This window comes from Lujinxingia sediminis, from assembly GCF_004005565.1.
GTDB classification, from domain to species: Bacteria; Myxococcota_A; Bradymonadia; order Bradymonadales; family Bradymonadaceae; genus Lujinxingia; species Lujinxingia sediminis.
This window is the reverse complement of the sequence record NZ_SADD01000007.1, coordinates 25,159-45,349: the sequence shown is the minus strand read 5'-3', so window position 1 is coordinate 45,349 and position 20,191 is coordinate 25,159. Positions and strand designations below refer to the sequence as shown.

The following is a 20,191-nucleotide window of genomic DNA, read 5'->3' as shown; positions in this document are numbered from 1 at the left end:
AGTGCTTTGATCGGTTTTGTGTTTTCTTTAAAAGGTAAGTGGGGGAGTGTTGGTGGAGTGATTGGATAGGTGTGGCTGTTGCATGATTTCGTGAAGCGAAGGTTGTATCGCTGTCGGCCTGGTGGTTGTCGGTGTGAATATGGGTTTGTGGTGTCGTCATAAAGGGGGGGAGAGACGTGGTTTCCGGGCCAGCGCGGGGGCTGGCCCGGGGGATCTGGGGACGTAAGATGTCACGAGTGCCGGGCGTAAAGCGTGGCGTGGCGAGGCGCTTGAGTATGGAGGGGACGCTACAATGAAAGGCGGCCGGGGGCCAGCGCCAGCGGTGCAGGGCGGGGTGGGCACGGCGCATAAAAAACGCCCGCTGCGCGAGCGCAGCGGGCGTTTTGAGCCTGGCCAAAAAACCGGGACCTGAAGCCCCGGAAGGGGCTTCAGGTTCTTTGAGGCTTACTCCGCCGGAGGCGGGGAGCAAACGCCGAAGAAGGCGTTGCAGTGGGGCAGCACTTCGGGGCACTCGGCGTCTTCGGTGCAGTCGGCCGAGCAGACGCTGATTTCGCCTTCGGCGGTATCGAACTGCAGGCAGAGACCGGAGGCGCATTCGAGCTGGCCGTTTTCAGAAGAGCAGTCGTCCCCGGGCTCGAAGGTGCCGGGGGTGCCGGGCACGCAGCAGGCCACGCCATCGCCCCGGCTCACATCGAAGCAGACTTCGCTTTCGGTGCAGTCGCCGTTGGAGAAGCAGGTGGTGGCTTCGATTTCTTCACAGCTCGCGGCGGTGATCTCGGGATTCTCGAGCTCGCCGGTCTGGGGACCTTCGTTGACGTCGCCGGCGTCTTCTTCGACGTCGCTGGCGTCTTCTTCGACGTCGCTGGCGTCTTCTTCGACGTCGCCGGCGTCTTCTTCGACGTCGCCGGTGTCTTCTTCGACGTTACCGGTGTCGTTGCCCGCGTCGACCACGGGGGTGTTGTCATCATCACTATCGCCGGAGCAGGCCATGGTGGTCAGAGAGAGACCCGAGACAAGCAGGGCGCTCAGCAGCAGTCGTTTCAACATCATCGTTCTCCTTGCGTCTCATGCAGTGTTACGTCGTGAACTGGTCCCGAACGACCAGAGGAGAGACGCTAACACGATGGTTTGACAAGGGAAAGTTAAAGGGAGGGCGAGGCCGGGGGGATTTCTTGTCGCGAGGTGGCGGTGCCTAGGGTTTAGGGGGGCTGAAGTCATGGCAGGAAACGGGAAGAGACCAGGAGCGAGCATGACAGCGTTAGGGCCGTTGACGGTGGTGTCCAATCGCCTGCCGGTGGTGATGCGTCCGAGGGGCGGGAGCTGGAAGGTGGAGCCCGGGGCCGGAGGATTGGTGGCGGCGATGCAGCCTATTTTAGAGCGGCAGGGGGGCTGCTGGGTGGGATGGCCCGGGGTGGTTGAGGAAGACGGGCGAGGGTGGGCCGAAGGGCTGCAGCGCGCCGGCGAGCGGGCGGGGTACGCGCTGGAGCCGGTGACGATGAACAGGGCGCAGTATAAGGGGTATTATGAGGGGTTCTCCAACTCGGTGATCTGGCCGCTCTTTCATGGGTTTGCGGATCGTTGTTCTTTTGAGGCGTCCGATTTTGAGCAGTATCGCAGCGTGAATCAGCGCTTTGCCGAGGCGACGATGCGCTGTGTGGGGGGGGAGGGGCTGGTGTGGGTGCATGACTATCAGCTCTTTGAGGTGGGGCAGCGCTTAAGGGAGCTGGGGCATAAGGGGCGGCTTGCGCATTTTTTGCATATTTCGTTTCCGGGCATGGAGAACTACGCGAAGTTGCCCTGGAGGCGTGAGCTGCTGAGGGCGCTTCTTGCGTACGATCTGGTGGGGTTTCAGACCGCGCGCGATGTGCGCAACTTTGTGCGGTGTGCCGAGACCTTCGGGGTAGGAGGAGTGCTCCGCCATGAGGGCGGTCAGGCGCTGCTGGTGGCCGAAGACGGGCGGCGGGTGGAGGCGGGAGCGTTTCCGATCGGCATGGATTTTGAGGCCTTCTCGGAGCGTGCGGCAAGCGCAGAGGTGGAGGAGCGCGTGAGGGCGTTGCAAGACGAGATCGGCGCCTACCGGATGTTTCTGGGCATCGACCGACTTGATTATACCAAGGGGTTGATCCATCGCTTGCGCGCCTTTGAGTTGATGCTGGAGCGGCATCCTCATCTTCGTGAGCAGGTGGTGTTCTTTCAGCTGGTGGTGCCCAGCCGGGAGAATGTGAGTGAGTATCGGTCGCTCAAGCGCGAGTTCGACCGGGTGGTGGGACGTATCAACGGGCGCTTTAGCACCTCGGGTTGGCAGCCGATTCGCTACCTCTATAACCGGGTAAATCCGGTGGAGCTTGCCGCGCTCTACCGGCTGGCGGTGGTGGCACTGGTCACGCCCCTGCGCGACGGGATGAACCTTGTGGCCAAGGAGTATTGCGCCTGCCAGGTTGATGAGAACGGGGCGCTGGTGCTCAGCGAATTCGCCGGCGCGGCCGCGCAGCTTGGCGAGGGGGCGGTGCTGGTCAACCCCTACGATCGGGTGGCGAGCGCCGATGCGATGGCGCGGGCGGTGCAGATGGATGAGGCGCGCCGGCGAACGCGGATGCGCGCGATGCGCCGGATCATCGCAACGAGCGATGTGTACCGCTGGGCCGAGCGATTTCTGGAGCGCGCCACCGAAGGCCCGCAGCCCGGGGAAGGTTTTGCGACGCCGGCCCAGATCTCGGTGGTGGGTCAGCAGGTCGGGCCGATCTCGCCGCAGCTTTAGAGGATGGTCGGGGGGATGGGGATCGAGCCGGGCGAAGTGCTGGCTTGATGTTGATTCGGCGGTTAGCGGGCCATCAACTGGGCGGTCACCGCGATCAGCGAGAGATCGATGGGCTTGCCACGCTCCAGGTCATGCTCAAGTTGGCGCAGGGCTTTTTGAAGTCGCATCACGTCGAGGAGCTCGGCGATGCCCTCGGGGGTGTTGGGTAGAAAACCTGCAGAGGTGGCCGGGGGAAGGTAGCCGCTTAAGAAGGCGTTGGCGCAGAGTGCGTACCAGCGCTGCGCGGCCTTGAAGATCTCAAGCGCCTCGGGGAGCTCGTCTGGATCGAGGTCGCGGGGGAGGTCGGCGCGACAGGTACGCTGCCAGGCGAGCATGCTGGTGTGGTGAAAGGAGCGCAGCATGGTGGCCACGTCGCGCAGGGGCGTGCGTTTGATGCGCCTCTCGCCAATGGGAAGCCAGGGGTGGCCCTCAAGGTCGATGATCACAAAGTCATCGACGGTACGCAGTACCTCTTCGAGGTGGAAGTCGCCGTGAATGCGGATGCGCATCCCGCCCAGGCCCCGGCCGACCATGGTTTTAAATCGGGCCAGGATCTCCGGCTCCTGGTCGAGCACCAGGCGCGCCATCGCCTGATGGGACTCCAGCGTGCTGAGCCTTCGACGCAGCAGGCGCATGGTGCGAAGAGTCAGGGTGCGCATGGAGTGGTAGCGGGTGCGCTCATAGGAGGTGGAGAAGAGCGTGGGCTCAAAGGGGGTCTCGGGCGGCCCGCTGGCCAAGGCGGTGTGCAGCTCGGCGGCGCGCTGGCCGAGCTGGCGAGCCTGGTTGAGGAAGACACGGTCGTCGTCGGCCAGATCAAAGTCGTCTGGATTGAGGCGAATCAGCGTCTGCGCACGCACGCCGTCAAGGAGCTCCGGTGGTTCAATCTCCTCGGGGCGGCGGTGTTGCAGGTGGTCGGTGGCGTGATCGAGAAACCAGGTCAGCCCGTCGGCACGGTGGGGCACAAAGCGGTGCACCGTGGCCAGGGTTGTCGGTTCCCATCGACCGCGGTGGTAGTCGAGGTGGCCGGTGAGCGGGGCGACGCCAGGGAAGTCGCTTTCCAGTAGAAATTGGCCGACTTCCACATCGACCGAGCGTCCGGACTCCAGGCGGCGGAAGAGTTTGACGACGAGATCTTCGCCGAAGACCACCGAGGTGTGGGTGTGGTTGATCTCGAGCAGGTGGAGGGGAAGCGCGCTGAGACGCTCCGGGGTGAGGTCCTGGAAGTGCTCGACCCAGTGGCCCTGGAAACTGCCCTCCATCCCGTTGAGGGTCCAGCTTTTGCGGATGTAACCGAGTAGGGCGCTCACAAAGCCGGGGCTGACCGAGGCGTCGTAGAGCTCACCGGATTCACCGGTGCGCTCCAGGCGTAGTCTGGTGATGATGGCGTGAGGGGATTGTTCGCGGATGCGATCGGCGCGCTGATCGGTGGAGAAGCCGATGGGCAGCATGTAGATCTCGTTTTCTCCGTCGAGAAAGGTGGCTTCCAGCAGGCAGATCAGCGTGAGGCCTTCCTCCCAGCGCATGCGAATGCGTTCTTGAATCTCCAGCGTTTCGAGGCGTCGGGCGCGGGGGTTGAACCAGGGCTGATGGTGCAAGAATTCGGTAAGGCGGCGCAGAAAAGGAGCGCGCATGCGGCCCTCAAAGATCGCCGACCAGTCATCGCGCACCTCCAGGGGGCCGCGCGGGGCGGGGGGCTCCATCAGCTGGGCTTCATCGAGGGGGCGTTTGGAGAGGTTGAACCAGTAGAACGCGTAGGGCGCCAGCGAGAGGGCGTAGCGGCGCGCACGCTCCGGATGAATCGGGGGAAATTGCGTGCGGCCCCATAATTCAACAGGCCAGCGCTCGGCCGCATCGCTCAAATCCAGATGCACGTGTTGCGCTGCGTGCGAGAGGTTGAGCACCAGCAGCGCGTCATCGTCCTCGGTGGTACGGCGCATCGCCAGCACCCGGTGGTTGGTGCAGGGCATCATCGTCAGCTCCCCGCGCTTAAGCGCCGGGCTGTTCTGGCGGATGGCGATCAGCCGCTTGATCCAGCGCAGAAGCGAGGCCGGGGCGTTCTCCTGGGTCTCCACGTTGGTGCTCATGTAGTGGTAGGCGGGATCGGTGATCACCGGCAGGAAAAGGCTCTGGGGGTTGGCGCGAGAGAAGCCTCCGTTGCGATCGGCGCTCCATTGCATCGGGGTGCGCACCCCGTTGCGATCGCCCAGGTGGTAGTTGTCGCCCATGCCGATTTCATCGCCGTAGTAGAGAATGGGCGTGCCGGGCAGGGAGAGCAGCAGGGCGTAGAGCAGGCGAATTTTGCGCCCGTCGCCGCGCAATATGGGTGCGAGGCGTCGGCGAATTCCCAGGTTGACCCGCATGCGCAGCTCCGGGGCAAAGGCCCGGTACATAAAGTCGCGCTCCTCGTCGGTGACCATCTCCAGGGTGAGCTCGTCGTGGTTGCGCAAAAAGAGCGCCCACTGGCAGCCCTCGGGCAGCTCCGGGGTCTGATCGAGGATGTCGACAATCGGCTGACGATCTTCCATTTCCACGGCCATAAAGAGGCGAGGCATCAGCGGGAAATGAAAGGCCATATGGCATTCGTCGCCCTGGCCAAAGAAGGCCACAGCGTCTTCGGGCCAGAGGTTGGCCTCGGCCAGGAGCATGCGATCTTCGTAGCGCTCATCGACGTGCGCGCGCAGGTCGCGCAAAAAGGCGTGGGTTTCGGGAAGGCCCTCGCAGGTCGTGCCCTCGCGCTCGTAGAGGTAGGTGATGGCGTCCAGGCGCAGCCCGTCGATGCCCATCTTCATCCAGAAGTCGACGATCTCGAAGACGGCTTTGCGCACCTGAGGGTTGTCGAAGTTTAAGTCGGGCTGATGGTCATAGAAGCGGTGCCAGAAGTACTGCCCGGCCACCGGATCGTAGGTCCAGTTGGAGTGTTTGACGTCGCTGAAGATGATGCGCGCCTCGCGGTAGCGATCCGGGGTGTCGCTCCAGACGTAGAAGTCGCGCTCCACCGAGCCGCGCGGGGCGCGGCGGGCCCGCTGAAACCAGGGGTGCTGGTCGGAGGTGTGGTTGAGCACAAGCTCGGTGATGACCTTTAATCCCCGGCGGTGGGCTTCGCGCAGGAATGTTTGGAAGTCGCGCAACGTCCCGTAATCCGGGTGCACCTCGGTGTAGCTGGCGATGTCGTAGCCATCGTCTTTGAGTGGCGAGGGGTAGAAGGGCAGAAGCCACAGGGCGGTGACGCCGAGCTCTTCGAGGTAGTCCAGGCGCTGGGTGAGCCCGCGCAGATCGCCGATGCCGTCGCCGTCGCTATCAAAGAACGAGCGCACATGAACTTCGTAGATGACGGCGTCTTGATACCATGGCGTCTTCGGCATGGCGTTGTTCCCCCCCGCAGGTGATCGTCGTTATGGGTGACCGAGGCCGTGCTGATTGTAGACACGTTCGGACGAAGGAGGAGGATCGCGGTGTTGACGCCGACGGCCTCCTTCTTTCAGGTTGCCGCAGGTCGGGCCCACCATGGCGAGGCCTGGTTCTGAGCACAAGGACTGGATATGGCAGTGAGTATGGCGAGCCGTGACGACTCTCTGGTCGTCGGCGTGCTCTATCGATGGCTGAGCCTTGTGGGCATGGCGATGGCGCTTCTGGGGGTGGCGCTGGAGTTTATGCTCACCGGGGTGATTCGCCGGGGGTTATGGACACCTTCGCAGCTTGTGGAGGGGATCCGCAGCCTGGATGTCTCGGTGCTCACCACGCTGGGGGTGTGGCTGTTGATCGCCGGGCCCTCTGCGGGGCTGGTGATCCTGGCCTGGCGGGCGCTGGGTTCCAGGCGCTGGATGCAGGGGGGGCTGGCGTTGCTGGTGCTGGTGATTGTGGTGCTCTCGGTGCCGCTGAAGATGTCGCTGAAGGGGGCGTGATGGGTGCGATGATCATCGTGGCGATCTTTGTGACGGGGTTTCTGGCCGGCGGGCTGGGCTCGATGGTGGGGCTGGGCGGCGGGGTCTTTATCGTGCCGGTGCTCTCGCTGGTGCTGGGCGTGGACCTGAAGGCGGCGATTGCGGCGAGCGCGATTTGTGTGGTGCTCAACTCGCTCAACGGCAGCGCGGAGTACCTGCGTCGGGGGATGGTGCACATCAAGCTCGCGCTGCTCTTGCAGGTCTCGACGGCGATGGCGGCGATTTTAGGGGGCATCATCGTGGTGTATTCGCCGGTGCAGACCTTGAAGCTGGTCTTTGCCGGGACGCTGGCGCTGGTGATCGCCGCGCTGGTGGCGGCACCGCGCGGCGCGGAGGTGGTGCCTCCGGGCGGGCACGATCCCTTTGGCATGGCCACCGAGTTTGACGATCCGACGACCGCCAAACCCTTGAGCTATGTGCCTCAGCGCATGAAGCGCGGGGTGACGCTGAGCTGGCTGGCGGGCCTGAGCTCCGGGATGCTGGGCATTGGCGGGGGGGCGGTGCAGGTGCCGATGATGAGCGCGATGATGCGGGTGCCGCTGCGGGCCGCAGCGGCCACGAGCACCTTTATGGTGGGCACGACCGCTTCGGTCAGCGCGCTGATTCTGGCGATGGCCGGGGTGGTCGACGTTGCCGTCACCGTTCCGGCGATGGCCGGTGTAATGATCGGCTCAAACCTCGGCGCACGGCTGGGCGCAAAAGTTTCGGCCGGGGCGCTGCGTCAGGTGCTGATCCTCACCCTGGCGGTGCTCACCGTGGCGATGGCCGCCGACGGGCTGGGCTGGGTGCAGCTTCGTTGAGTTTTTCAGTCAGGAAAAACGTTATGCGCCTTTGAACATGCCCTCTTTAGCGAGGGCATCAAGCGCCTCGCTCAGCGCCTGTGCAAAGGCCCGGGAGAGGTCGAGCTTCATCTCGCGCGCATCGATAAAGGGGTTCATCACGCTTAAGCGCAGGACGGTGAGGTGGGTGGTGTCGGCGTCATCACGCGCCACCCCCCAGTCGGTGAGCAGCGGGTGCAGCAGAGCGCCGTAGGCCTCAAGGCCCAGCGAGGTTTTGGAGACGAAGAAGTCGCCGGCGCCCTGGGGCCCAAATCGGGTGTAGAGCGCCTCGCTGCGTGCGTTGATGGTGCTCAGGGACTCGCCAGGCGCCCCCACGCAGAAGCCCAGAAGGTTGGAGGAGGCCGGCAACATCCTCACCGGATGCGCCAGCTCGCCCAGGGCGGCCTCCAGGCGCTGGCGAGCTTGAAGGGTGCGACGCAGGATTCGGCCGTAGCCCTGGTTGTTCAGACCGATCGTGCGGGCAGTCAGCCAGGTGGCCACGGCACCGGCTGCCGAGCGCGAGCCTTCGAGGGTTTGAGGGCCCGGGTCGCGGGCCTCTTCGTCAAAGACCAGGTAGGGCGCGTCGATGCGGTGGGCCAGGTACTCGCGGGCCTGGCGGGCGATAAAGGCGCCCGAGGCATAGGGGACATAGCCGAGCTTATGGGGGTCGAGGGTCACAGAGTTGACCCGGCCGATGGCTTTGAGCGCGTGGCAGACCGGCTCGCTCAGCGCAGAGCCGGCCTCGTTGGAGTCCACGCTGGCGGCGAAGAAGCCCCCGTAGGCCGCGTCGACGTGGTGCCAGATGTGGTGCCCGAGGGCGGCGGCGCGACGATCGAGCAGATCCTGCACCGCATCGATGGGATCGAAGGCACCAAGCTCGGTGGTTCCCGCCACCGAGACGACCATCAGCACCGGGCGCCCGGCCGCGGCGGCCTCATTGAGGCGTTGTTCAAGATGCTCGATGCAGAGGGTGCCCTCGGCGCTCAAGCGCACCGGCCACAACGCCTCTTTGCCCAGGCCCAGGAGCTCCACGCCTTTGACCCAGGAGTAATGCTTGTGTTCGCCGACGAGCAGCACCGGGCCGCGGTAGGGCTGCGCAAAGTGCTGGCCGAGAAGTTCGGCCAGGGCAAAGGGGTTCATCGCCTGCAGGTCGCCCGAGAGCGGGTCATTTTCGGCGTCTGGACTGTCGGAGGGCGCGTCGGGGCGCAACGCGTCGTAGCGGGCCCATCCGAGATGCGCGGCCTCCACGAGGCTGAGCGCCGGGAGGGTGCCGCGCTCGCGGGCCTGCGCGCCGCGGGCGATAAAACGCAGCATGCGGCTTCGCGCGCGGGTCATCGCTTCAAAGTTTGCGATGGTGCCGCCGCTTGTGAAATGCCCGCGTGGCGAGGCTTTGCCCTGACTATTCTGGCGAGTTTGATCACCCTGATTGAAAAATCCGAGCATGGTCGCCAGCGCCTCAATCGCCTCCGCCTCCAGTTTCACCCCGACCCGCGACGACTCGCCGGAGATGTTGTTGGGGTTATGCAGAAGCGTGAGCACGTGGCCGATCATTGCCGGCATCGAGGTCTCTGAGAACATATGCCCGATGTAGCGGGGGCTGTACTTGGGGACTTCCGACTCGAAGCGGGCCAGCAGGTCGAGGAGCTCGCGTTCGAAATGGCGGCGGCGCCCCTGAAACTCCGAGGACTGGCGGTCGTTTTGCGAGATGGCGCGGCCGTCGTCGGGGTAGACCTCGCGGCGCCAGCGCACGTAGCTCTCGAAGACCTGGTTGATGATCTGGCGCAGCCACTCGGCGTTTTCGGCCTGGGGGCCCAGAAAGAAGCTTTTAAGCGCGATATCGCTCGGGGCGCAGTCGTCGGCCCCCGGTGCGTCGGGGCGAAGTGGGGCGTCGGGGCGAAGTGGGGCGTCGGTGGGGGAGATGGCGTCGGCGCTCATTGCTGCCTCGGGGCCTGGGAGGGCGTTGGGGAGGGGGTGGTGCGAGGAAGGAGGGCCTGCAGGGTGGCAAGCGCGCTCAGCATAGTGGCCCCGAGCGCGCCTGCAAGGGCCGAGACGAGCACCCAGCGCCCGGAGAGAGCGGTGGGCATCAACCCGGTCAGGGGCAGAAGCGTGATCAGGAGGAGGGCGATGGCCAGCGCAAAGGTTGCGGGCGCCGGACTTCGAGAGGGTCCAAAGGTGCGGGCCGCGACGCTGATCAACGCGAGCGTCACCGCCCCGGCAAAAGCCGTGTGCAAAAAGAACAGTCGCAGCCCGGCGCTCTGGCCCCACTGTGCTACCGGAGGAATCGCGATCGCCGCAAGCATCAGCGCGCTGGCCATCACCAGGCCCAGAGCTACCCGTCGCCAGCCCTTCAGCGCGCGCCACAGCGGCAGGCTGAGCGCCATAAACCCGGCCGCGCTCAGCGCCGCGGCGAGGTGTCCGATGAGCAGAATCCGGGGAGCGAGGTCGGCTGCGGGCATGCCCGCCAGAAAGACCAGGGGCAGCCCGATGAGGAGCATCCATCGCGCTCGGCTCTCGGTGGCCGATGCGGCCGCGGAGGTTTCGGCGCGCAGCAGCGCCAGCGCGCCCACCAGCAGCCAGCCGATGCCAAAGAGGTCAACGAAGAAATGCACGGCAAGCTGCTGGCTCAACGCGTCGCCGCTCTTTGTGATCATCTGCGCGGCCAGCGCCCAGGCCCCCGCCGACGAGACGACCATGGCGCCGGTGGCGATCGTGAGCAGCGAGCGCGCCGGGTTGGGCGTGTGGGGATTCGGGGCGCGGCGAAGGGCGAAAAGGAAGATGGCGGCAAAGGCGTACCAGACGAGCATCGCCACGCCGCTCAGCGCCGCAGCGATCGGGATGTTGGCCTCACCGATGGCCGCCGAGCGGTAGCCGTAGAGCGCAAAGGCGGGCGTGCTCAGCACAGCCAGCACAAGCGCCAGCCAACCGGTGGAGAGGGTCGCGCGTAGAGGAAGCTGCAAGCCCAGCGCGGGGGCGCGGGCGGTGATGAGCGCGATGAGCGCCGGGGTGGCCCAGCCCATGAGCATCAGGTGGCTGTGCGCGTGACGAAGGTCCCCGGCCTGCAGACCGAAAAAGTCGCCGCGCAGCATGCCGAAGCGGAAGAGGGCTCCGAGGGCGGCGGCCACCACGAAGCTCAGCGCGCTGGCGATGAAGAGTCGCCGCGCAGCTCGGAGCCGGTCGGGAGGCAGAACCGGCGAGTTTTGGGGGGAGGCTGAGTCCATGGAAGCTCGGTGTGCGGGGAGGGAGGGTGCCGAGCGTGTGGTCTGCAATGGGTGTGCCGAGGGGCGGTCGGGTGCGCCGAGGGGCGGTCGGAGCGTGGAAGTGGCGGGTTGGCGTGGGGGTGGGGGTGCACGTTTTGCGTGTGGGGGCGGTTTGGCGCAAAAGGTGCGTGGTGGGGGGGGGTGGTGGGGGGGATGCGTGTGGGTTGTGTTGGGGGTTTGCGTTGTGGGGAGGTTCGTGTGGGAGGATGGGGGTGTGCGGGTTGTGGTTGTGTGGTTGTGTGGCGCCGGTGGTGTGCGGAGTGGGGAGGTTCGTAATGGGCGTCTGGTGGGGGGCGTGTTGTGGTTAGGTGGTTGGGTGGTTGGGTGGTTGTGGGGCGCCGGTGGTGTGCGGAGTGGGGAGGTTCGTAATGGGCGGTCGGGGGGGCGCGGGTTGTGGCGAGATCGAGGTCGAGCCCGAGATCGAGTACGAGAACCAGTACGAGGTCGAGGTCGAGAACCAGTACGAGGTTGAGGTCGAGGTCGAGGTCGAGTTCGTGCTCGAGATCGCTGGAAAATCACGACCGTGGGTCACCTGAAAGTTGACCCGAGATCGCTGGAAAATCACGACCGTGGGTCACCTGAAAGTTGACCGTGGGTCACCTGAGAGATGACCGAGGGTCAGCTGATCGCGAGCGTTTATGCGGGTGAAACGTGACCGTGGGTCACCTGCTCCAGATCGACCCAGGGTCACCTGAGAGATGACCGTGGGTCATTGGAAACATGACCCGGAAACATGACCCGGGGTCCCCTTCGAGATGGCCGAGGGTCGGCTGAGCACGAGCGTTTATGCGGGTGAAACGTGACCGTGGGTCACCTGCTCCAGATCGACCCAGGGTCAGCTGCTCGAAAACGACCGTGGGTCAGATTTGAGATGACCGTGGGTCACCTCAGAGGCGCGGGTTCTCGTCATCGGTGGAGATGAACGCGGTGACCGATCGAATGCCCGAAGCCCCAATGTTCATGCGCTTGGACGTCACACTTTTAAATTGAAAGAGAGCTGGCGAAGTGTTCGGCACGGGCGTTTGAATTGAAAGAGATGTGTCGAAGTGCCCGATGGGGTATGCGCCGGCTGAAGGAGGTGTGTCGAAGTGTTCGGCGGGGTATGCGCCGGCTGAAGGAGGTGTGTCGAAGTGTTCGGCGGGGTATGCGCCGGCTGAAGGAGTTGTGTCGAAGTGTTCGGCGGGGTATGCGCCGGCTGAAGGAGGTGTGTCGAAGTGTTCGGCGGGGTATGCGCCGGCTGAAGGAGGTGTGTCGAAGTGTTCGGCGGGGTATGCGCCGGCTGAAGGAGGTGTGTCGGAGCAAACGACGCGTGTGTTTCAAGTGCGGGAAGGCGTGTCGAGGCGAACGACACCTGTTCCGCTGGTGCGGGAGGGGGGCTCGAAGTGTTCGACGCACCTGTTTTAAGGGAGGGAGGGGGTGTCGAAGCGCAGGATGTGGGTGTTTCAAGTGCGGGAAGGTGTTTGAGACAGGTCAAGATGTGAGGTTTGGCGGTGATCCCTGGATTTGAGTGGTCCAGGGAGGCCGAAGCGCCTGAAGGTCTGCCGTCAGGGCGGCGCGACCTGCGGGCTTCGGTCCGTCGGGCTCAGAGCAACGACTCAATCGCCGCGATCACCTCCGGCGCGTCCGGCTGGACCGAGGGGGCGAAGCGAAAGCGCACCTCCCCCTCCCGATCCACGATGAATTTTTCAAAATTCCAGCTGATGTTCTCGCCGCCGCCGGCCTCGCTGTTGATGAGAAACTGGTAGAGGGGGCTGCGCCCGCCGCCGTTGACCTCCTGCTTGTTGAGGAGCGGAAAGTCCACGCCGTAGGTCACCGCGCAGAAGCTCTCGATCTCCTCGGCCGAGCCGGGCTCCTGGCCCAGAAACTGGTTGCAGGGGGCTCCCACGATCTCAAATCCCCGGGCATGAAAGCGCTCGCGAATCGCCACCAGCGTCTCGTACTGCGGGGTGAGTCCGCAGCGGCTGGCGACGTTGACGAAGAGCACGACCTTGCCCCGGTAGGCTTCCGTCGGCAGGGGGGCACCGTGAAGCCCGACAAGCTCGGCCTCCTCCAGCGAGGCCGGTCCGGGGCCCTCGGGGGGCTTGCCGAATTTGACTCGGGTGACAGCGTCGTTGGCTTTTTTGGCGATTTTTTTCAGCATCGGGGCTCCTGTTTCAAAACGTTCAGGCCGGGAGAAAAGGGTCGGTAGGTCGAGACGAGCGAGAGTAGCATTATGAGAATAATGATGTCGCTCGGGTTGTGCGGGATAGGATTGAGGAGACCTGCAGTCGGTTTCAAAATGGGGTGGGGGAGGTGACCGTGGGTCAGTTGTGGAGGTGACCGTGGGTCGTCTGAAGTGCGCGAAGATAGAGGCTGAGAGGTGACCGTGGGTCAGTTTGAGAGGTGACCGTAGGTCAGTTTGAGAGGTGACCGTGGGTCAGTTTGAGAGGTGACCGTGGGTCAGTTTGGAGGTGACCGTGGGTCACTAAAAAGCTCGTTGCACGCAGAGACACACGCTCAGGCTTTCATTGCCGCAAACCCCATCTCGCGAACACGTCCTCAGCAGGATTCTCGACATCGCTAAAGAGCTCGTCGAGGTCGTTAAGGACCAGGGGCAAGTAGGTGTCAAAGGTAGCGCGTTCGTTCTGATAGCTCTGGTTTTCACGAATCCGAACGGCACCGAGCGCAGACACATTGCTAAAAAAGCGCCGTTGCAGATAGGCGGCGACTTGTAGGTACTCCATCTCCTTTTCTGTGCTCGTGTGGTGTTGCGCTGACTTCCAGTCCGACTGGCGCATGTCTGTAACGATGCGAAAGATATCCAGGGCGTGATGGCGACCGCCGTCTGGATTTGTATCGGAGATGTCGTGCCGGTCTTTGAAGGCGTGAAGTTTCAAAACCAGATAGTTGAGACTTGAAGGGATCTGGACTTCAGCAGGAGCGGTGCTCTGGAGCCCCGAGCTGACATCGAGGGTTATTGGAGAGATGTGGATACCCGCGGCTTCTCGAGTCAAATACGCGTGAATCTTCTTTGTTTGTTTCGGCCGTATTCGAAAGGCGGTGATTTTAACGTCATTGAGGCGGTCCTCATGCGGGGGCGAAGCGAGAAGATCCACCTTAACGGTCTGGCGATGACCTCCCACGGTCAGCTCGTGTTCGAACTGCATGTAGTTCACGACTGCGGTGAAACCGAGGCTTTTTAGAATGTCGCGTAGATCCTTCATTTGAGTCGGGTCGATGATGACCTCGGCCGACAGCAAGAGGTCGAGATCCTCGGTGGAGCGCGAGGGAAGGACCCTTTCGTAACGGGGAGAGCGCTGGCCGGTCATAAAAGTGTCTCTTAACCACAAGCCCATGCCGCCCCCGAGAATGAAGGGAACGGCCGCCTGATCAAGGTGTCGTTTCAAGACGATGAGCTGCTGAAAGAGTGCGTCAAAAACGGTCATCAAAGCGCTCCAGGATAGAGTATTTGATCTGGCCGGCGATCTGGCGCTCTCGTTTGTCGAGTTGAGAGAGTGCCAGGCAGGACTCGATGGGGGAGGCCAGTTTGTCCCTTCGATCGAAGTAGACGTAGGCGTCGTCGGTCTGCTGGAGGATGACGTTGTAGAAGCGTTGGCTCTCAAACTCCTGCAAAGGGTTGTTCGTTGAGAGATGCTTGGGGGTAAAGACCTTTCCTGGCGCGGGTGAGGTGGTCGCAACGTAGGCGGGGGCGGAGCTTTCGCCGCTCCACATCCACCCCTCCTCGCCGAGCGCCATATTGAAAATTTTGCGCTGAGCGGAGATGTCATCGGGCAGCTTGAGCTTCCATTCCTCACGGACTCGGGGGGGGCGATATCCGTCTATGAGGTTCTGCATCAGCTCCTGGGCCTGGAGAACCCGGATGGCTCCGAATTCTTTCTCGATGAGGATGTCGTCCGCGAGGCCTTTGAGCACCTTGGAGAGGGTGGAGAGGCTGATGCCACCGCCAAGTTCCTGGATGCTCTCGTAGATTTCGTTCACCTGCTCGAAGGTGCGATTTTTGCGAAGCAGAAAACGACCGACGATGGAGCTGTTGTAGGTGTAAATCTTCTTGATATCGCGAGACGTGGGATAGGCGTTGGGCCGATCGACGCGAATCGCGACAAAGTCCGGGCTCTGGATGAAGAAGTTGCCATTGAGGTCAAATGCGCTCACGTCCGCGCGCTCAAGCTGCTCGACGATTCCCGGCGAGAGGTAGGGCAGGAGCAGGGCCGGTAGGGTTTCCGGGGATTCGCCCCCCCCTGGATACTGAGTTCGCTCCATGGCCTGCATCATGGAGCGGGGGGTCGCGGATGACTTCAACTCTCCCATGAACGAGAGCGTTCTTCCTCGCCATTGAAGGGTGAAGACCACGTCGGCGGTGGACTCGCCAGCTATCGTTGGCTCGAAGGTAAAGTCTTCCACGCGTAGTGGCGCGTACATATCGCGGGAGTTCGACCAGGTGTCTTGGAGAATCTGTTGGAACTGAAGTTCTTTCATCGTCGGCTCCCTGGGGGGGGATCTTTCGCGGAGAAAATGCGGCATGTACGAAAATAGAACCTGAATCTGATGCTGGCAATGTTATTTTCGTATATAAGGGATTTTCTCGCGTGAGAAAATGCGACATATACGAAAACAAAAAGAGCGTTCAGCAGCTACTTATTCCTGTCAGGCGCTCACCTGGCACGATGTTTTCGTGTATACGAAGTTTTCTCGCGCGAGAAAGATCCCCATACACGAAAATTACATCCACGGTGCCTCTGTGTGGGGCCCCGCATCGGCTCAGAAAAGTAGCCTGACCGAACCCTCCTCCCCCTTGACACCCCACCGCTTCACCGGGCTACCTTAACGCTCACGCACACCAGATCCGTCAGCTCCATGTCGTATTGTCGTAGGGGGATCTGCGTTTCGTCCGGGGCGCCCTGCCAGATCGCTGGCGAGGCATTCATTGATGTGACGCGCGGCAGCTTGAGGGCGCCGTTGTCGTCGACGCATGGAGAAACGACATGGAAAACGCAGACTTTATGAACCTTCGCCGCATGCCGACGGGGCGCTACGCCCGCGCGCTGCGCCTGATGCGCGCTCGGGTCAAGGACGCCTCGCTCCCCGGCCTGGAGGAGCGCCTCGACCAGGCGCTCAAGCTCTCCGAGCACACGCTGGCCCTGGAGTTGTCATGGTCCACGGCCCGGGCCAACGTCACCAAAGCCCGCGGTCAGGCCGCGCTTATCGACAACCAGATCGATGCGCAGCTCTCCGCGCTGGAGGGCAGCATCAAGGCCCAGATGGTCGGCGATGAGGGGGCTCCGGAGGTGGAGATGGCCCGCGAGCTTCATCGCACCTTCTTTGGTCAGGGCGTCGCCGCCATCACTCAGCAGGCCTTCGAGGTGCAGGAGGGGCAGATCGACGCCATGCTCGTCAGGCTCGACGAGCGCTTTTCCCAACACGTCGACGCGCTGGGCCTCGGCCGGGCCGTGGAGCGTCTGCGGCGGCTGACTGGCGAGTTTAAGGCGGAGCTCGACCGCGACCGGGATCCCGGCGTGAGTTTTGACCAGGTGCGGGCTGCGCGTCATCAGCTCCATGAGGTCACCTGCAGCGTGCTCATCGGCATTCTCTACCACCTCGACGCTGGCGACGCGTCCAGCGCCGCGCTGCGTGCGCGGATCCTGGAGCCGCTCCTCGACCAGCAGGAGCGCGTCGCCCAGGCCTACAGCCGTCACCGATCGCCGACCGACGTCAACCCGGAGACCGGCGAGGAGATTGTGGAGGGAGCGGAGCCCGGAGCCGGGGAGGTGGAGCCGCAGCCGGAGCCGACGATGGCCTGATCCCCCGCGCACGACCACCTCGCCAGAGCGACAACACCTCGCCAGAGCGACGACACCTCGCCAGCCACGCGCGTTCCTGCCCCCGGACGACGTGGCTGGCGATTTTTTTAATCAGGGGGAGTGGGGCTTGCGGTGGCGTAGCGAGTCGGCTGGGAGGGTCGGTGATTTTGGGAAAAGCACTTCGACCCTCAGCGAAATCGGTCCGTGACCGGCGTGGGGGGGGAGGTGAGTGTGACAGGATGGCACATGTTCACCGGTTTAGGGGGAGGTAAGTGTGACAGGTTGGCACGCATTGACCGGTTTAGGGGGAGGTGAGTGTGACAGGTTGGCACACAAGGACCGGTTTTGGGGGGAGGTGAGGGCGAGGAAAATGGGTGGGGGACCGGTTTAGGGGGCGGATAGTGAAGAGAAAGATACTCATAGAGGTGCGGCTGCTGAGTCTAGGTCGGGGACGCTCGACCAGTGAATATCTGGGCGAAGTTTGCGAAGATCTCTCCTAATTCGTTCAAGTGTTCGAGTACGATACGCGGCGTCGGCAGCACCTGAAGCCCCAGGGAATAATGTAGCATGGTCGATATTGTCATGACGGAGACGGTTGAGAAGTTCAAAGGAATGAATTGCAGGCATGGTCAACTGGTGAAGCACTGGCGATGCAGTGTCTTGTACTCTTTTTGAGAGCCATTCTTCGAACGGCTCAGGCTTCCATTCTTTCGTATCTGATTGGGAGTTTACATCGTGGGGTACAAGAAAAACACCCTCTTGTGCGTGGATGAATTTGTTACTGTGTGTGGGAGCGCTAAAGAGACGTACGCCCTCTGTGTCGCTATTGCTAAAGACAATAAAAAGACTGCACCCCCATACACATATGTTTTTGGTTTCTAGCTTCGCAATGGTTTTTGGGTTTATTGTGCAGTTTGAGAATTCGCTTAATATGCCTTCAGCTGCAAAGTATGCAGCAACTCGAGATGATCGAGTCCAGTCAAGGAGTCGGGTAGGTAGCCCATGGTGTTGTCCTAGCGTTGCAAGTTCAATCCAATGTCCAAAAGGCCAGGGTTTTTTTGATGCTTTAAGGGTTTCTTTGTGGATTTTATCGAAGGACTCGCTACTGCGTAATAAACTCTGGTCTCCAGGTATTTCAACACCCGAGCGATCACAATCTGATGAAAATTCCCAAAGGGCATGCATTTCGCATTTGATTTGATTGACATGGGTGTCCGCGGGCATTCCAAATGATTTGGCTTTTGGGTCTTCATCTCGCAGTGCGCTTGGGAGTAACGACCAATCTGCATTCTTATGTCCACGGAATATCCATGAGTTTGCGTGGTCTAGGTCTTTTCCCCATAGTGTGCAGTCTGGTTGGAGTGCTTTAAAAAATGTACGGGCGCTGTTGTAATGTGTTTTGTTGACGATTTTTTTGTTCATGGTAAATCTCTATATTTGGTTGTGTTTTTGAGGCTTTGGGGTTTGTTTTTTGCGTTAGATGGTCGGGCAGAAAGACCGACCGAGAGAAGGACCAGGAGCAGTGTTTATGCGGGTGGGGGCGCTTTTGCTGAAAAGATGCTCACGTTGTTTTTTTGCGCTTCCCGAGAGCCCCCGAAGTGAATCGGGCATTGAACGTTCGACTGAGGGAAGACGCCCCTTCCTCGCCGCTCACCGCACCTCGTCATCACCTCCCTCCTACTCCCCCCCAAACTCCACACTGCCCCCCACCACCCCCATCGCCCGTACCCCCACTTCCAGGATCGCGGCGCCGGCCGGGTAGAGGTTCAGGTCGAGCACGGCGCCGTGCTTAAGCGCATCCATGCGGGCGGAGCTCTCCTCGACGTCACCGGGGATGTAATCGTGGTAGTCCGCGAGGTGGTCCAGAAAGCCCGTGACCTCGCCGCGGGCGAACACCGCGTTGAGGTGGTCGGCGGAGGCGAAGGGAGCGCCCAGGGGGGAGTTCTCGCCAGAGAGCGGCGGGGCGGCGCGTTGGCCTCGGAGGTAGGCGGCGACTTCGTTTTCGCTGAGCGCGTTGGTGGCGAAGATGAGGAGCTGGCCGTGGCGGTAGATGGTGATGGGGAGGAGGGCGTGTTTGACGAGGGTGATGTCGGTGGCGTCGGTGCCGTCGCTCTGGCGCAGGGGGCGCTCTTTGAGGTTGATGAAGGGGCGTTCGCTGATGAGGCGGAGCATGCGGGTGTGCAGCGCCTCGAGTTTTTGGGCGTCGACGAACTGGATGATGGCCAGGGCGCGCAGCTCTTTGAGGGCGGTCATGAAGCCCAGAATACCCTCGACGGGTTCGTCGCTGCGGTAGACAAAAAGGCCCAGCTGGCCGCTGAGGTTGTCGATGAGGTCTTCTTTGATGTCGAGGTGGTAGTCGGTGATTTCGCGCACCGACTCAAAGAGGGCGTCGAGGCGCCGGCGGTCTTCCTCGGTGAGATCTTCGCGGCTGTACCGCCAGAGGTCGTCGGGGCGCATCGAGGTGCGGGCGGCGAGCAGGGTCTCGTCGGTGGCGAAGCGGGCCCAGGGGAGGGTGTGTTCGGCGACGGAGAGGGGGGAGGTGCCGGCTTCACCAGATGCTGACGTATTGGCGCCTATCCAGAGACGCCAGCGCAGGATGTCGTTTTGGATGCTCAGTGCGGTGCCGATGCCGGTCGTTTCTTTAAAAAATGCGTCGAAGGCCTCGGTGCCCTCCTCGGGGACAAAGGCGGACCACAGGGAGTTCCTGGCGAGCGCGGGGGTGGCCGGGAGAAAGAGTCCGAAGAGGCTTTGGGCCAGGGCTTCTTTCTCAAAATGTTGGTAGGCGGCGAGTTTGGAGAGGGGGGCGTCGCCGGGTCCCTTGAGGAAGTTTGCGAGGATGGTGGTGGGGATGCGCTCGGCGTTGGGGTCCGCCAGGTTGGCGGTGGAGGTGGCGCAGGCCGAGCCTTTGCGGTGCGTCCAGGCGAAGGACTCGCCATAGGCGTGGATGGTGTGATCTGCGACGCGTTCTTCGCGGTGGCCGGCGGCGGGGGAGGGCTCGAGGGCGGGGCCGACGGTGTCGATCATGAAGACGTCGAATTTCGGGGCGTCGCTGACCGGGGCGCAGAGAATGGGGGCGCCCTGGACCACGCCGCCGACGAGCGCGCCGTTGAGCTTGAGGCCGCGGGCGGCCCAGGCCTCGGGGTCGGTGGGGTCGAAGGAGGCGTGTTCGGTGAAGGAGGCCGCGAGTTCTTGGAGGCGGACCTGCTGGCGGCGCCGGGTGGGGACGTCGAGGGCCTCGGAGTTGAGGGAGGCGTCGATGGCGAGGAGCGCCTGGCCGAGGTTGGGGACGACAAACGCGGCTTCGGTGTCGGCCGGAAAGTAGCTGGCGAGTTTAGCGGCACCCGAGTTGGATTTGCAGCCCGAGTCACAGCCGAAGGCGGTGAGGAGGGTCAGCGCGGTGAGGAGGGTGAGGAGTGAAGAGGTCGGGGAGGTTGGCATGTGCATACGTCAGATCCGCCGATTGAGTTGGCGCCGAAATGAGAAGCCCCGGGTCCGGCAGGAGGCCGGTGATATGGGAAGGGATGGCGAGCGTAGAGGGCCCCATTCTGACCTGCAAGCGGGGATCGATGGGGGAGGACGG

At 62.8% G+C, this 20,191-nt stretch carries 14 protein-coding genes; 5 read left to right on the top strand and 9 right to left on the bottom strand.

Annotated elements, in window-relative coordinates; all coding sequences use genetic code 11:
- Positions 1–444: 444 nt before the first annotated feature.
- Positions 445–1,047: a hypothetical protein gene (locus tag EA187_RS12855; RefSeq protein WP_127780509.1), complete on the bottom strand. Its 603-nt coding sequence runs from the start codon at positions 1,045–1,047 to the stop codon at positions 445–447.
- Between the two features lie 202 nt (positions 1,048–1,249).
- Between EA187_RS12855 and EA187_RS12850 the strand changes: the two genes are divergently transcribed.
- Positions 1,250–2,758, top strand: coding sequence for an alpha,alpha-trehalose-phosphate synthase (UDP-forming) (locus tag EA187_RS12850; protein WP_164856248.1), 1,509 nt, complete (start codon positions 1,250–1,252; stop codon positions 2,756–2,758).
- Positions 2,759–2,820: 62 nt separating this feature from the next.
- Here EA187_RS12850 and treS read toward each other — a convergent pair whose 3' ends face one another.
- Positions 2,821–6,159 (bottom strand): maltose alpha-D-glucosyltransferase, encoded by a 3,339-nt coding sequence (treS, locus tag EA187_RS12845; protein ID WP_127780508.1) that lies wholly within the window; start codon positions 6,157–6,159, stop codon positions 2,821–2,823.
- A gap of 177 nt (positions 6,160–6,336) precedes the next feature.
- On the opposite strand from treS, the gene EA187_RS12840 reads away from it, so the two are divergent.
- Both EA187_RS12840 and EA187_RS12835 read left to right on the top strand, forming a co-directional pair.
- Positions 6,337–6,699, top strand: coding sequence for a DUF1634 domain-containing protein (locus EA187_RS12840; protein WP_115605311.1), 363 nt, complete (start codon positions 6,337–6,339; stop codon positions 6,697–6,699).
- The gene (locus tag EA187_RS12835) at positions 6,699–7,538 is read left to right on the top strand and encodes a sulfite exporter TauE/SafE family protein (protein ID WP_127780507.1); all 840 of its coding nucleotides are present in this window, start codon (positions 6,699–6,701) and stop codon (positions 7,536–7,538) included. Before EA187_RS12840 ends, EA187_RS12835 begins: the two co-directional genes overlap by 1 nt.
- Before the next feature lie 21 nt (positions 7,539–7,559).
- Here the strand turns inward: EA187_RS12835 and EA187_RS12830 are convergent, their stop codons facing one another.
- Positions 7,560–9,491 carry a pyridoxal phosphate-dependent decarboxylase family protein gene (locus tag EA187_RS12830; protein ID WP_127780506.1) on the bottom strand — a complete coding sequence of 644 codons (1,932 nt, stop codon included), beginning with the start codon at positions 9,489–9,491 and terminating at the stop codon, positions 7,560–7,562.
- The gene (locus EA187_RS12825) at positions 9,488–10,774 is read right to left on the bottom strand and encodes a hypothetical protein (protein WP_127780505.1); all 1,287 of its coding nucleotides are present in this window, start codon (positions 10,772–10,774) and stop codon (positions 9,488–9,490) included. The genes EA187_RS12830 and EA187_RS12825 overlap by 4 nt, the downstream gene beginning before the upstream one ends.
- A 407-nt stretch (positions 10,775–11,181) precedes the next feature.
- Here EA187_RS12825 and EA187_RS20430 point away from each other — a divergent pair, with 407 nt between their 5' ends.
- The gene (locus EA187_RS20430) at positions 11,182–11,349 is read left to right on the top strand and encodes a hypothetical protein (protein ID WP_164856247.1); all 168 of its coding nucleotides are present in this window, start codon (positions 11,182–11,184) and stop codon (positions 11,347–11,349) included.
- Positions 11,350–12,395: 1,046 nt separating this feature from the next.
- Here EA187_RS20430 and EA187_RS12820 read toward each other — a convergent pair.
- The 3 genes from EA187_RS12820 to EA187_RS12810 form a co-directional block, all read right to left on the bottom strand.
- The gene (locus EA187_RS12820; RefSeq protein ID WP_115605303.1) at positions 12,396–12,953 is read right to left on the bottom strand and encodes a glutathione peroxidase; all 558 of its coding nucleotides are present in this window, start codon (positions 12,951–12,953) and stop codon (positions 12,396–12,398) included.
- Positions 12,954–13,317: 364 nt separating this feature from the next.
- The gene (locus EA187_RS12815; RefSeq protein WP_127780504.1) at positions 13,318–14,238 is read right to left on the bottom strand and encodes a hypothetical protein; all 921 of its coding nucleotides are present in this window, start codon (positions 14,236–14,238) and stop codon (positions 13,318–13,320) included.
- The gene (locus EA187_RS12810) at positions 14,225–15,289 is read right to left on the bottom strand and encodes a hypothetical protein (RefSeq protein WP_127780503.1); all 1,065 of its coding nucleotides are present in this window, start codon (positions 15,287–15,289) and stop codon (positions 14,225–14,227) included. Before EA187_RS12810 ends, EA187_RS12815 begins: the two co-directional genes overlap by 14 nt.
- A gap of 506 nt (positions 15,290–15,795) precedes the next feature.
- Here EA187_RS12810 and EA187_RS12805 point away from each other — a divergent pair.
- Positions 15,796–16,611: a hypothetical protein gene (locus tag EA187_RS12805; protein WP_127780502.1), complete on the top strand. Its 816-nt coding sequence runs from the start codon at positions 15,796–15,798 to the stop codon at positions 16,609–16,611.
- 417 nt (positions 16,612–17,028) lie between these two features.
- Here EA187_RS12805 and EA187_RS12800 read toward each other — a convergent pair whose 3' ends face one another.
- Both EA187_RS12800 and EA187_RS12795 read right to left on the bottom strand, forming a co-directional pair.
- Entirely contained in the window at positions 17,029–18,033 is a 1,005-nt protein-coding gene (locus EA187_RS12800; RefSeq protein WP_115605293.1) for an FRG domain-containing protein, read from the bottom strand.
- A 255-nt stretch (positions 18,034–18,288) separates the two neighbouring features.
- Positions 18,289–20,055 (bottom strand): hypothetical protein, encoded by a 1,767-nt coding sequence (locus EA187_RS12795; protein ID WP_127780501.1) that lies wholly within the window; start codon positions 20,053–20,055, stop codon positions 18,289–18,291.
- Positions 20,056–20,191: the final 136 nt, after the last annotated feature.